This window comes from Bacillus sp. PK6-16, from assembly GCF_056530295.1.
Window position 1 is genome coordinate 219,089 of the sequence record NZ_CP096511.1, and the last position, 14,234, is coordinate 233,322.

The following is a 14,234-nucleotide window of genomic DNA, read 5'->3' on the forward strand; positions in this document are numbered from 1 at the left end:
AAAAACAAAGGGGATGAAGAAATGACATTGGCAATTGAAATGAAAGATGTAATGAAAAGTTTCAGTGGAAAAACGGCACTTCGAAATGTAAATATTGAGGTGAAGCAAGGAGAGATATTCGGATTCCTCGGACCGAGTGGATCTGGTAAGACGACAACAGTAAAAATTTTAACTTCTCAATTGCTTCATAGTGTTGGAACGGTAAGAGTATTAGGGAAAGATATTACAGGACCAAGTAGCATCGATTACAAACGAATTGGTATTTTAACAGATAACAGCGGCTTATATGAAAGACTTAGCATTTATGATAACTTACTATTATTTTGTGACTTATACGATTGCAAAAAAGAACGAATCGATGAAGTACTAACACAAGTAAATTTATTAGATGATAAAAAAACACCAGTAAAGAAACTATCAAAGGGAATGAAGCAACGCGTCACACTAGCGAGAGCAATCCTTCATAAACCAGATATCCTCTTCTTAGATGAACCAACATCTGCACTTGATCCAGTAAACGTACAAAACATTCATAAAATCTTAAAAGACTTAAATGAAGAAGGAACGACGATTTTCTTAACGACTCACAACATGGATGAAGCAGAAACGCTTTGTAACCGTATTGCCTTCCTTTGTGGCGGAGAAATTGTAGCACTCGATACGCCAGAGAACCTGCGCTTACAATACGCTAAGGATCAAATAGAGGTCGTATTAAAAGGTAAACGAAAAGAAGTAGTGCAAAAAGATGAATTAGGCGCAAATCGTATTTCAGAATGGATGAAAAAGGGCGAACTGTTATCTATTCATTCACACGAACCAACGCTAGGCGATATCTTTATTGAAGTTACTGGGAGGGGATTATAATGACATTTTCAATGAGACGTGTATCAGCTATTTTTAGAAAAGAAGTACAAGATTTTAAGACAAATTCACAAGTGTTGTTAATGGCATTTTTACCAATTATACTTTCATTTTTGTTTAGCAGATTTGGAGTGGGAAAGGAAATGTTAGGTATTACTACTATAACGGCCTTCCTATTTGTCGCAGGCTTTGTTCAATCTATGGTAATTGCAGAAGAAAAAGAAAAACATACATTGCGTGTATTAATGCTATCACCGGCATCTTCGGTTGAAGTTCTACTTGGAAAGAGTTTATTAACATCGGGTCTGACGATGGTCATTTGTATTGCAAATTTATTCATTTTAGATCAGTTAAATATTAACCTTCCATTGGTAGGATTGATATTCTTATGCGGAACTATTTTGTTTATCGTACTTGGAACAATGATCGGATTACTTGCATCTTCTGTACCACAAACATCAATAATTGGAATGCCGATATTAATGACGATGTATTTGGCTGTACAGTTTGAGCCAATGGTTGAAAATAAAGTAATTAAGACGATGATTGGATATCTTCCAACATCTCATATTGTGAAAGCACTTAAAAGCTTAGTAGGTGGGGCGGGATTTAGTAGTATTAGTGGGCATGTATTAAATGTTGCAGTTTGGCTTATTATATCGCTCGTTGTATGTTTAATCGTATACAAAAAGAAACAATTAGACTAAAAACTGAGCTAAAAGTGCTCAGTTTTTTCTTTTTTCTATCATTTCCTCGGAAATTTTACAGTTCTTATACATATTTTTACAGATTTTGTCGAAAAGTAATTAGTTATACGTTGTATAGGATACGTGAATATTGTTCAAAATGATTGCTGAGGTGATGATGGAATGCGAGGAAGAAATAATAAAAAGTCGCAAAAGGTAGTACATTTATTTCAAAAAAGATGGGTGTTTCCGGCACTATACATTGCTTGTGCAGCGGTAATCTTAATGGTTGCGCTATGGTTCCAAGGAGCTAATCCGAAGAAGACTCCAAACCACGATCAAGCAACACCGTATACACAATCGGAAGATCCAGCAGTACCAGTAACGAAATCTTCAGAAGTAGTGAAAATGCCAGCTGCCGCGAATGCGGAAGTAGTCGTACAAAAGAAATTCTATGAAGATGCAGCAACTGAGGCGGAACAAGAAAAAGCACTTGTCTTTTATAACAACACATATTCCCCGAACAAAGGAATTGACATTGCTGCGAAGAATGGAAAAGAATTCAATGTTGCTGCTGCTTTAAGTGGTACAGTAACGAAAGCTGAAAAAGATTCACTTCTTGGTTATGTTGTAACAGTTGATAGTGGAAATGGTGTAGCGGTATCTTATCAAAGCTTAGGCAGTGTGAAAGTAGAAAAAGGTGCAAGAGTTGCACAAGGTGAAGTATTAGGAACATCCGGTCTAAGTGCAATGAATAAAGAGGCAGGCTCTCACGTTCACTTTGAAGTACGTAAAGACAATGTGGCTGTGAACCCTGAACGTTACTTAAATAAATCAGTAACAGAAATTAAAGCTGATGCAGGTGCTGCAAAGGCTACGAATGCTTCTGGTAAAAAAGCTGATGACAAATCTCAAAAAGAAGAGAAGTCAACGAGCACGAAACCTGAAAGTAAAACAGAAGACAAGTCTCAAAAAGAAGAGAAATCAACAAGCGGTTCAACTAGTGACAAAAAAGAAGAACCGAAGAAAGAAGAAAAATCAACAAATGGTTCTACAGAATCATCTAACGATTCTTCTTTACAAGAATAAGAAAGTGAAAAAGTCAGTTCTCACTAGGAGAGCTGATTTTTTTATTTCTATATAAAAATACTCAATTTCGAGAAAAAAGTTGCAAAAACAAGGAAAAATGACGAGATTCTCGAATATATATTACAAAAGGGAGGGGATACTGTGTCATTTTTATTTGTTCTGTCGACTGCTATTATTTTATTGTTTGTTTTATTCACCTTATATTATTATATTGCCGGTAAGAAAGAGGTTCCCCACCATCAATTATTAGAAGAAGAGTTTGAAAGAGAAGAATGACGCCTTACATATAAGGTGTCATTTTTTTTCGTCAAAATAGTCACTGTTAACGTATTTCTCACAAAAAAACGTAATTTTTCTTAACTTAGTCCGCAAAAATAGTGAACATGTAGCATATATCAGTAGTGCGGGCAATACAATGGTATAAACCAAAGCAAAGAGAGTGTTTGAGGTGAGAAATCGTGAATCATTTCATTATAAATCCAAGAATGTTTAACGCTTACAAACAGCACTCACACTTACTTCTTAGTCGTATGCAGCGAGGCTCATTTCACCCTTCTCACATCCAAATTAGGGAGGCGAGTGGTGTGCACGATTACATCAAAGAGAGAACTATCAAGATTGGTAAGTATATCGTGGAGACAAGAAAGACAGTGCGTGTCATTGCAAAGGAATTTGGAGTATCAAAGAGTACAGTCCATAAAGATTTAACAGAACGTCTACCAGAAATTAATCCAGAGCTCGCAAATGAAGTGAAAGAAATTCTTGATTATCATAAGTCTATTCGTCATTTAAGAGGTGGAGAAGCAACAAAGCAAAAGTATAGAAAAGAAGATGTAGAGAAGCCTGTACGTCAATAATGTTACAGTAGCAAACATTCCGTTCACATTCGGTAATATTTTTCAGAAGAATTCTTTTTGCGAATATTACGTTTCTGTTAAATTTATGATAAAATCAGAAATTAGGTGAAAAGAATTCGGGTGTAACCTGATTTTGAATATCGAGGAGGAAAAAACGGGAATGTTTGCGCGAGATATCGGAATTGACCTAGGTACGGCTAACGTATTAATTCATGTTAAAGGTAAGGGTATTGTATTAAATGAGCCATCTGTTGTGGCAATTGATCGTAATAGTGGTAAAGTATTAGCAGTAGGTGAAGAAGCAAGAAGTATGGTGGGACGTACGCCGGGTAATATTGTAGCAATCCGTCCACTTAAAGATGGTGTAATCGCAGATTTCGAAATTACAGAAGCAATGTTAAAGTATTTCATTAACAAATTGGACGTAAAGAGCTTCTTTTCAAAACCTCGTATTTTAATTTGTTGTCCAACAAATATTACATCAGTAGAACAAAAAGCAATTCGTGAAGCTGCTGAACGTTCAGGTGGTAAAACAGTATTTTTAGAAGAAGAACCAAAAGTAGCCGCAGTTGGTGCTGGTATGGAAATCTTCCAACCAAGCGGTAACATGGTTGTTGATATTGGTGGAGGTACAACAGATATCGCTGTACTATCTATGGGTGATATTGTTACCTCTTCCTCTATCAAAATGGCTGGCGATAAGTTTGATATGGAGATCTTAAACTATATTAAACGTAAGTATAAGCTATTAATCGGAGAACGTACTTCAGAAGATATTAAAATTAAAGTTGGTACAGTATTCCCAGGTGCACGTAGCGAAGAACTTGAAATTCGCGGACGTGACATGGTAACAGGCTTACCGCGTACAATTACAGTATGCTCTGAAGAAATTACAGAAGCATTAAAAGAAAATGCAGCTGTTATTGTACAAGCTGCAAAAGGCGTATTAGAGCGCACACCACCAGAATTATCTGCAGATATCATCGATCGCGGTGTTATTCTAACAGGCGGTGGAGCTTTACTACACGGTATCGACATGCTTCTAGCAGAAGAACTAAAAGTACCAGTATTAATTGCTGAAAACCCAATGCACTGCGTTGCGGTTGGTACAGGTATTATGTTAGAGAATATCGACAGATTACCAAAGCGTGCTTTGAGATAATTTGAAAGAACTAAGGCTAATGCCTTAGTTCTTTTTTTTCGTTTTTATATTTTTTTATTTTGATTTTTTGCGAAAATGGAAGGAAAATAGAGAAATATGAAGGAAACAGGTAAAATATTCATATATATGGTTAAATTTAATATTTCCTTAATTGAAAACGTTTATAATATAATGAGTCGAATACGACATTAAGGCAAATAATGTTTCAATACATATTGCCTTTCCCTAATTTGGGCATACACTCCTTTCCACCTCCGTGTCAGTTGCAAAAATGTGCAACTATTTTAATGGAATAGAGTGTGTGCATTTTTTTTTTTTTTAGGAAGTTGTGCTAAATATAAAATGTTACTTTGTAATGACAAACAATAAACAAAATGGGATAATAGCAATATGTCCAAGTGGTAAGACCAATATTAAAAAAGGGGCGATTGTTACATGCTAAATATAGAACAAATTAAAGAAATCATTCCTCACCGCTATCCATTTTTACTTGTTGATAAAATATTAGAAGTAGATGAAGGCAAAAGAGCGGTTGGGATTAAAAATGTATCCGCAAATGAAGAATTCTTTAACGGACACTTCCCTGACTATGCAGTTATGCCTGGTGTACTTATTGTAGAAGCATTAGCGCAAGTAGGAGCAGTTGCAGTATTAAAGAAAGAAGAAAACCGTGGAAGACTTGCTTTCTTTGCAGGTATCGACAATTGCCGTTTCAAAAAACAAGTACGCCCAGGTGATCAGCTTCGTCTAGAAGTAGAAATGACACGCGTACGCGGCCCAATTGGAAAAGGAAAAGCAATCGCAACAGTAGATGGTGAAGTTGCATGTGAGGCAGAAATTACATTTGCAATTGGTGATAAAAAAGAATAGATAGTACTAAAAAATCTCCTTGTGAAAAGACAAGGGGATTTTTTGTTTACTGCTATATAACGATGAAAAGATAATATGCAAACTAATCAGAAAATATCTTGTAAATAGATGGTAATTACCATATACTTACTTTATTATTTATTTAGAAAACAGGATAAGTGATAAAGGTAATAAAGAAATAAAGGCATTGTCATATTGTTAAGGTACTTAAGTAAGACAAAGTAGAATGTTATTGATTATGATGAGATATGGGGAAATCAGCAAAAATATTAATTAGACGTATGAAATCGAGCATAAAAGAGAGAAAAGGGAAATGTCGCATTTCACAAAAGGAGATTATGAATATGTTCGGGAGAAAGAAAAGAAAACCATTACGACAATTAATTACACATAAAGAGTCTAAATCGCGTATTACAGAACAATACCGTAACATTCGTACAAACATTGAGTTTACATCTGTAGATAATCATGTTCGTTCTATTATTGTTACTTCAGCCGATCCAGGTGATGGGAAAACGACAACAATCTCAAACTTAGCAGTTGTTTTTGGACAACAAGGAAAGAAAGTTTTATTAATTGGAGCTGACTTGCGTAAGCCGACGATACAAAACTTATTTGCCATTCATAGTTCAAATGGGTTAACGAACTTATTATCAGGACAAGCAAAACTTATGCAATGCATTCAAAAAACAGATATAGAGAACGTATACTTAATGGCAGCAGGTCCAATCCCGCCAAATCCAGCAGAACTATTAGGGAGCCGGGCAATGGACGAGGCGTTGCTAGAAGCATATAACGTGTTTGATATTATATTAATCGACACACCACCTGTCCTTGCGGTTACGGATGCACAAATACTTGCAAATAAATGTGATGGAATCGTACTCGTTGTACGAAGTGAAAAGACAGAAAAAGATAAAATCGTAAAAGCGAAACAAATATTAGATAAAGCATCAGGCAAAATACTTGGTGTCGTTTTAAACGATAAAAGAGAAGAAAAAGAGCAGTATGGTTATTACTAAAATATGAAAAAGCCAACAAAATTTTTGTTGGCTTTTTTGTTTTCTGAAAATTATTTATCAAGTTATACAGTGTAAAAAGCATGATATGATAAAATTTTTGGGAAATCATTGGAATGTGTTGTCATATTTAAGATTATTTTGTAAGATTAAACTTGTTTCTTGTGAACAAATACAGAACTGAATTATTAAAAATAAAAAATGTAAGATTTATATGTTATAATTTTTCCTATGTGTAAATTTTAGAAAGTTGGAGGAACCTATGGAAGAAACAATTAGTTTAAAAGAGTTATTTCATATCTTAAAAAAACGTTTAGCAATGATCCTCGTAATCGCCTTTGGTGCAGCTATTGTAAGTGCTATCATTAGCTTTTTCTTCATGACACCAATCTATCAATCTTCGACGCAAATTCTTGTTAACCAGAAGAAACAAGAAGGAACAGCCATTCAGTTGGGGGAAATTCAATCAAATATTCAATTGACGAATACATATAAAGTTATTATTAAAAGTCCGGTTATTTTGGATCAAGTGAAAGAAAAGTTGGGATTAGATCTTACGACTCAAGATTTAAATGGGAAAATTGAAGTAGTAAATGAAAAGGATTCACAAGTCGTAACTGTAACAGCAATAGATAAGGATCCAAAACTTGCTCGGGATATTGCTAACAAAACTGCAGAAGTATTTAAAGGTGAAATTGCAAAAATCATGAGTGTTGATAACGTAACAGTATTATCTAAAGCAGAAGTTGCAGAAAATCAATCTCCAATTAAACCGCGTCCAATGTTAAATGTGGCAATTGCTTTCATTGTTGGTTTAATGGCTTCGATTGGTCTTGCGTTCTTACTAGAATACTTAGATAACACAGTGAAAAAAGAAGAAGATGTGGAAAACTTACTCGGCTTACCAGTATTAGGTATTGTAGCTCGTATGGATGAAGAAACAATGAACGTGAAATCACATGCTCCATCATCAAGAAAAGTGAGGGGACAAACAATTGGCTCTTAATTTATTTAAAAAGAAAAAGAATCATCGTCAACGTCGTCAATTAATTGCTCATCAACAACCGAAATCACCAATTTCAGAACAATATCGTAATATTCGAACGAATATTGAATTTGCAGCTGTTGATACGAATTTACATTCATTAATGGTCACGTCTGCAAATCCAAGTGAAGGGAAAACGACAACGACAGCGAATATGGCTGTTGTGTTTGCTCAACAAGGAAAAAAAGTATTATTAATTGATGCAGATATGCGTAAACCAGCAATGCATCAAATGTTCCAAGTAGATAACATTTTCGGATTAACGAACGTATTAACACATAGTGAACGTTTAGAGAAATGTGTGCAAACAACACTAGTTGATAATCTACACTTTTTAGCTTGTGGTCCAATCCCCCCAAACCCAGCTGAATTGTTAGGTTCAAAATCAATGAAAGAACTTCTTGGACAAGCATATAGTATGTACGATCTAGTTATTTTTGATATGCCGCCAATTTTAGCTGTAACTGATGCGCAAATTATGGCAAATGTATGTGATGCTTCCATTCTTGTTGTTCGTAGTGAATCAACAGAGAAAGAAACAGCGGTAAAAGCAAAAGGATTGTTAGAATCGGCTAAAGGTAAATTGTTGGGCGTTGTTCTAAACGATCGTGAACGTGAAAACGGCTTATATTATTACTACGGTGCAAACTAATTTTAAAGTGAGATATGGTAGAAACATATCTCCTTTTTTCCCTTGAATATGAGTGATATCTCATATTCAAGGGAAAAAAGATCTTTATATGAGAGAAGGAGGATGAAACAAATGATAGATTTACATTGTCACATTTTACCTGGCATCGATGATGGTGCACAGACAGTGACTGATAGTTTAACGATGGCACAACAAGCCGTGTCAGAAGGAATACATACAATTGTCGCAACGCCGCACCATCAAAATGGAAAATATGTAAATGAACATACCTCAATTATTCATCACGTAAAACAACTAAACGATGAACTACAACAACATAATATCCCACTTACTATTTTACCTGGGCAAGAGGTCAGGTTATATGGCGATTTATTAGAAGACTATGAAGCTGGTAAAATCGTTACTTTAAATGAAACAAATAAATATATATTCATTGAATTTCCATCGAATCACGTACCTCGTTATGCTGAACAATTATTATACGAATTACGTGTAAAGGGAATGATTCCAATTATTGTTCACCCAGAACGTAATGCCGAGTTAATCGAGCGACCAGATAAGTTATATAACCTTGTTAATAAAGGTGCATTAACACAAGTAACGGCAGGTAGTTTATTAGGGAAATTCGGTAAAAAAATTAAAAAGTTTTCACTTCAACTTGTAGAACATAATTTAACACATATGGTCGCTTCAGATGCACATAACACAACTTCAAGAGGATTTCATTTAGCGGAAAGCTATGAATTAATTGAGAAAGAATTTGGAACGATTGTTATGAGTGATTTAAAAGAGAATCCGTATTTATTAATTAGTGGTAAAGCAATTTATAAAGAAGATCCAGAACAAATTCGTCGTAAAAAATTGTTCGGTATTTTTTAAATAAAGAATTGGTGATGTCTCCTAACCGTTATCAATGGGGGCACTCGGTCGTGCTGTGGGTAGAAATTTTTATTTCGAACCTACCTTAGACGCTTGTCGTCGGGAGTATGACGTGAGGATGGGTTAGATGCCCATAATTTATTTATGTTAGAAACTCTACTTATGGAGTTGTAAAGACGACCCTATAAGTAGGGTTTTTGTTATTGTTACATATGGATATAATAATATTTTTGGGGGGTACTAGATTTGAAAGAAGTAAGAAAAGCGATTATCCCAGCAGCTGGTCTGGGAACAAGATTTTTACCAGCAACGAAAGCGATGCCGAAAGAAATGTTACCTATTGTTGATAAACCAACAATTCAATACATAGTAGAAGAAGCGATAGAATCAGGAATTGAAGATATTATTATTGTTACTGGAAAAGGAAAACGCGCCATTGAAGATCACTTTGATCATTCTTTTGAATTGGAGCAAAGCTTACTAGAAAAAGGAAAGCATGAAATGCTTGAGAAAGTGCAAGCTTCTTCAAAAATTAACATTCATTACATAAGACAAAAAGAACCAAAAGGTTTAGGACATGCAGTATGGTGTGCACGTAAATTTATTGGAAATGAACCATTTGCGGTATTACTTGGTGATGATATTGTGCAAGCAAAAACACCGTGTTTACGTCAATTAATGGATCAATATGAGGACACACAATCATCTGTTATTGGTGTACAAACAGTACCAGAAAGTGAAACACATCGTTACGGTATTATCGATCCAGTTGAACAAAATGATCGCCGTTATCAAGTGCGTCAATTTGTGGAAAAGCCAGCTCAAGGGACAGCGCCATCTAATTTGGCAATTATGGGACGTTACGTATTAACGCCAGAAATCTTTATGTTCCTTGAGAATCAACAAACAGGTGCTGGTGGGGAAATTCAATTAACAGATGCAATTCAACGATTAAATGAAATTCAGAGAGTGTTTGCTTATGATTTTGAGGGAACACGTTATGATGTGGGAGAAAAACTTGGATTTATTAAAACAACCATTGAAATAGCATTACAGCAAACTGAATTGAAAGAAGAGTTAATAGATTATATACGTGTACTTGCAATGAAGGAAAATGTACATGTATAAAAGTGAGGTGAAAGGGATTGGATCTGGCAAAAATCTCAAGTAGAGATGTGGCAAAAGAAAAAAGTGAAGAAATTGATTTTGAAAAGGTAAATAGTCGTAAAGTATATTTAGTATCTAAACGTTGTATGGATTTTATTGGGGCATTATGTGGATTAATTGTATTATCGCCAATTTTTATTGTTATAGCATTTTTAATTAAATATGAAGATTCAAAAGGCCCTGTGTTTTTCAAGCAAGTTCGTGTTGGTAAAAACGGAAAAGAATTTTATATGTACAAGTTTCGTTCAATGGTAACAGATGCGGAAGAAAAATTACAAGATTTATTAAAATATAATGAAGTATCTGGCGCAATGTTTAAAATGAAGGAAGATCCTCGTGTCACAAGAATCGGTAAATTTATACGAAAAACAAGTCTTGATGAGTTACCACAACTATTAAATGTATTAAAAGGTGAAATGAGCTTAGTTGGTCCACGTCCACCACTTCCAAGGGAAGTGAAGGAATATACACAATATGATAAACAAAGATTATTTGTTACTCCTGGATGTGCAGGACTGTGGCAGGTAACTGAGAGAAATAGTGTAGGTTTTAAAGAAATGGTAGAGTTAGATTTAGAATATATTAATAAGAGAAGCCTATCCTATGATTTGAAGATTATTTTGAAAACAATTCAAATTATGATTAAGTCTAATGGTGCATCTTAGTAGTTAATGACAGAAAAGAGGTCGAAGAAAATGGATAAAAAGATATGTGTAATGGGATTAGGATATATTGGTTTACCTACTGCAAGTTTACTAGCAACAAAAGGATTTCAAGTGCATGGTGTTGATGTAAATAAAAATGCAGTTGAAATGATTAATAGTGGAAAAGTACATATTTATGAACCAGATTTAGATATTTTAGTTAAAGCAGCGGTACAAAGTGGGAAATTAAAAGCTTCATTACAGCCTGAAGAAGCAGATATTTTCATTTTGGCAGTGCCAACACCATTTAAAGATGGTCATAAACCAGATTTAGCATATGTAGAGGCCGCTGCAAGAACAATTGCGCCTGTTATAAAAAACGGAGATATTATTATTTTGGAATCAACAAGTCCAATCGGTACAACAGAAAAGGTTGCAGAATGGATTTTAGAGGAGCGTTCGGACTTAACAACTTCTGAAGAGATGCATAGTGATAAAGGAAGAGTTTATGTGGCTCATTGCCCAGAACGTGTATTACCAGGGCATATTTTAAAGGAACTAGTAGAAAACGATCGTATTATTGGTGGGTTGAATAAAGAATCTACCAAACGTACGGTTGAATTTTATAAACAATTTGTAAAAGGGAAAATTCTTGATACAAATGCAAGAACAGCAGAAATGGCGAAATTGACTGAGAATTCATTCCGTGATGTAAATATTGCTTTTGCAAACGAGCTATCATTAATATGTGACAAGTTAAATATTAATGTTTGGGAATTAATTCGTTTAGCAAATCGTCACCCTCGTGTGAATATTTTACAGCCTGGCCCGGGTGTAGGGGGACATTGTATCGCTGTAGATCCTTGGTTTATTGTAGATGCTGCACCGGAAGAAGCTAAACTTATACATACTGCAAGAAATGTGAATGATTATAAACCAACGTATGTAGTTGAAAAAGTAAAAGAAAAAGCGGATAGATTTAAAAATCCAGTCATTGCTTGTTTGGGATTAGCGTTTAAAGCAAATATCGATGACTTACGTGAAAGTCCTGCAGTGGATATTGTTAAACAACTGGCCGCATCTGGTGTAGGAGAAATTATTGCAGTAGAGCCACATGTTAATAAGCTACCAACAATTTTGGAGAATCAAGGGATTTCACTTTTGCCAGTTGAAGAAGCGGTAATAAAATCTGACATTATTTTAGTAATGGTCGACCATGAAGTTTTTCTTTCAATCGATTTTGATCAATTGAAAGAAAAAGTGGTTATAGATACGAAAGGTTTCATTAAGTAACGTGTAGTTATTTTGGAGGACAAAAATGTCTCATTTAGTAAATAAAATCAGTAAATTAAAGGGTAAACCAATTCATGTTATTCTGCATAAGGTTTTTCAAAAGTTATATGATAAATTTTATTATAGAATAAGAAAGATAATGGTTTATAGAAAAATGGTGGATGTAGAAGCAGAGCTTTTTAGAAATTTTGAGCCATCAGGTACATCTTTATTTGATTCACAAGATAGTAATTATTATGTGGAGAAAATAAAAGTATTGTCTGCTGAAACTACTATCATACAGGATGCAGAATTAATTTGTTGTCACGTTTTTAATCTTTTGGGATCGGGAGAAAAGGAATTAGGGAGAAAAATTCCTTGGAATAAAGATTTTAAGAGTGGATATATATGGGAAAATGAGTTTTATAGGGATATTAAAATTATAGAATTAAACAATAATGCGGATGTAAAAGTACCTTGGGAGCTATCAAGGTTTCAACACATCAATACATTAGGAAAAGCATACTGGATTACAAAAGATGCAAGGTATGCAAGGGAATTCCAAAATCAAATTATAGATTGGATTGAAAAGAATCCAGTTGAACTATCTGTAAATTGGGCTTGTACAATGGATGTGGCAATTAGGGCAGTGAATTGGATTGAGGGATATCAATTTTTTAAAGATTGTAAAGAGATTGACCAAGATTTTTGGATGATATTTCATAAGAGTATTTATCAGCATGGGAAATTTATTTTTAATAATTTGGAGAATAAAGGGGACTATACTGGGAACCATTATTTATCTAATATTGTTGGATTGATTTGGATTGGAATATATTTTGGAAGTTTTAAAATATCTAATTTATTGGACAGAAATATTCCACGAAGATGGTTAGATTTTGGTCTTCAAGAAATAAAAAAAGAAATGCAAATTCAAGTAAACCCCGATGGAACAAATTATGAAGCTTCGACATCTTATCATAGATTAGTAACGGAATTGTTTTTACTGACAACAATTTTATGTGATAAAAATAATATTAGTTTTTCTAATGAGTATATGGAACGTTTAGAGAAAATGTGTGAATTTATTATGCACCTCACTCAACCAAATGGAAGAAGTCCATTAATTGGTGATGCGGATGATGGTAGATTAATTATTTTTTCAAAGTATTATTCATGGGATAAAAGTGATTTTCGACACCTGTTAGCGGTTGCTGGTGAATTTTTTAATCGAAATGATTTTCGACATCATGGGAAAGTTTACAAGGAAGATGCTTTGTGGACGAATGGTAATTGGACTGAAATACAGCACAATAATAAACCAGTTGTTCAATCAAAAGCCTTTGAAGATGGAGGGTATTACCTCTTGAAAAATCAACAATTTCATTGCTTTATTCGAAGCGGAGAGCTTTCCTTTAGAGGAGAAGGTGTACATAGTCATAATGACCAATTGAGCTTTACTTTAAATGTAGCTGGAGAAGATATCTTTATTGATCCAGGTTCGTTTATTTATACAGCAGATTATAAAATGAGGAATTTATTTAGAAGTACTTGTATGCATAACACTATGGAGATATCTGGATATGAACAAAATGACTTTGAAGTACATAATTTATTTCGGATGAAGGAGCAAACATTTTCAAAATGTATATCCTTTAGTGAAAATAATTTTGTAGGTAATCACCGTGGTTATTTGGATAAAAATGGTGGGATACATGAGAGAAGTTTTTTACTTAGTAAAGATAAACTGAAAATTATCGACACTTTACTTGTTGATAAGCAATCTGTGTCTTATAAATTAAATTTTGTACTAGATCCTGATTCAATAGTTAGTTGTAATAATAATAAAGTAAATATTGTTAAGAATGATGTAAATCTTGTTTTGGAAATAATTGGAGATGCGGTAATAGCGCTAGAGGATGTTTACGTTTCTGGTGGCTATGGTAAGAAAAGAAAAAGTAAAAAAATTGTAGTGGAAAGTTCAGGTCAATCTATAGAAACATATATTTATTAATTAAAAGGGTGGTTAAC

At 34.1% G+C, this 14,234-nt stretch carries 15 protein-coding genes; all 15 read left to right on the plus strand.

Annotation, left to right across the window (positions count from 1 at the left end; genetic code table 11):
• Positions 1-21 precede the first annotated feature (21 nt).
• Positions 22-864, plus strand: a complete 843-nt coding sequence (locus M1D66_RS01040) for an ABC transporter ATP-binding protein (protein ID WP_000170866.1) — start codon at positions 22-24, stop codon at positions 862-864.
• A complete protein-coding gene (locus M1D66_RS01045) occupies positions 864-1,568 on the plus strand; it encodes an ABC transporter permease (protein WP_000144450.1) in 705 nt (234 codons plus the stop codon). The genes M1D66_RS01040 and M1D66_RS01045 overlap by 1 nt, the downstream gene beginning before the upstream one ends.
• Before the next feature lie 162 nt (positions 1,569-1,730).
• Positions 1,731-2,636, plus strand: a complete 906-nt coding sequence (gene spoIIQ / locus M1D66_RS01050) for a stage II sporulation protein SpoIIQ (RefSeq protein ID WP_001214925.1) — start codon at positions 1,731-1,733, stop codon at positions 2,634-2,636.
• Between the two features lie 141 nt (positions 2,637-2,777).
• A complete protein-coding gene (locus M1D66_RS01055) occupies positions 2,778-2,912 on the plus strand; it encodes a hypothetical protein (RefSeq protein WP_000008901.1) in 135 nt (44 codons plus the stop codon).
• A 308-nt stretch (positions 2,913-3,220) separates the two neighbouring features.
• Positions 3,221-3,493 (plus strand): sporulation transcriptional regulator SpoIIID, encoded by a 273-nt coding sequence (spoIIID, locus tag M1D66_RS01060; protein ID WP_000544012.1) that lies wholly within the window; start codon positions 3,221-3,223, stop codon positions 3,491-3,493.
• Between the two features lie 160 nt (positions 3,494-3,653).
• On the plus strand, positions 3,654-4,655 hold the full coding sequence (gene mreB, locus M1D66_RS01065; RefSeq protein WP_000457978.1) for a rod shape-determining protein: 1,002 nt from the start codon (positions 3,654-3,656) through the stop codon (positions 4,653-4,655).
• Between the two features lie 435 nt (positions 4,656-5,090).
• A complete protein-coding gene (gene fabZ, locus M1D66_RS01070; RefSeq protein ID WP_000931959.1) occupies positions 5,091-5,525 on the plus strand; it encodes a 3-hydroxyacyl-ACP dehydratase FabZ in 435 nt (144 codons plus the stop codon).
• 344 nt (positions 5,526-5,869) lie between these two features.
• Positions 5,870-6,547, plus strand: coding sequence for a CpsD/CapB family tyrosine-protein kinase (locus M1D66_RS01075; protein ID WP_242554927.1), 678 nt, complete (start codon positions 5,870-5,872; stop codon positions 6,545-6,547).
• A 259-nt stretch (positions 6,548-6,806) separates the two neighbouring features.
• Positions 6,807-7,550: a YveK family protein gene (locus tag M1D66_RS01080; protein ID WP_044306735.1), complete on the plus strand. Its 744-nt coding sequence runs from the start codon at positions 6,807-6,809 to the stop codon at positions 7,548-7,550.
• Complete coding sequence (locus tag M1D66_RS01085; protein WP_044306734.1) at positions 7,540-8,241, plus strand: CpsD/CapB family tyrosine-protein kinase; 702 nt, start codon at positions 7,540-7,542, stop codon at positions 8,239-8,241. Before M1D66_RS01080 ends, M1D66_RS01085 begins: the two co-directional genes overlap by 11 nt.
• Positions 8,242-8,352: 111 nt before the next feature.
• The gene (locus M1D66_RS01090) at positions 8,353-9,120 is read left to right on the plus strand and encodes a tyrosine-protein phosphatase (RefSeq protein WP_242554928.1); all 768 of its coding nucleotides are present in this window, start codon (positions 8,353-8,355) and stop codon (positions 9,118-9,120) included.
• 246 nt (positions 9,121-9,366) lie between these two features.
• Positions 9,367-10,248: a UTP--glucose-1-phosphate uridylyltransferase GalU gene (gene galU / locus M1D66_RS01095; protein ID WP_242554929.1), complete on the plus strand. Its 882-nt coding sequence runs from the start codon at positions 9,367-9,369 to the stop codon at positions 10,246-10,248.
• A gap of 17 nt (positions 10,249-10,265) precedes the next feature.
• The gene (locus tag M1D66_RS01100) at positions 10,266-10,952 is read left to right on the plus strand and encodes a sugar transferase (RefSeq protein ID WP_044306731.1); all 687 of its coding nucleotides are present in this window, start codon (positions 10,266-10,268) and stop codon (positions 10,950-10,952) included.
• Between the two features lie 30 nt (positions 10,953-10,982).
• Entirely contained in the window at positions 10,983-12,224 is a 1,242-nt protein-coding gene (wecC, locus tag M1D66_RS01105) for a UDP-N-acetyl-D-mannosamine dehydrogenase (protein WP_044306730.1), read from the plus strand.
• Between the two features lie 25 nt (positions 12,225-12,249).
• Complete coding sequence (locus M1D66_RS01110) at positions 12,250-14,217, plus strand: alginate lyase family protein (protein ID WP_044306729.1); 1,968 nt, start codon at positions 12,250-12,252, stop codon at positions 14,215-14,217.
• Positions 14,218-14,234 lie beyond the last annotated feature (17 nt).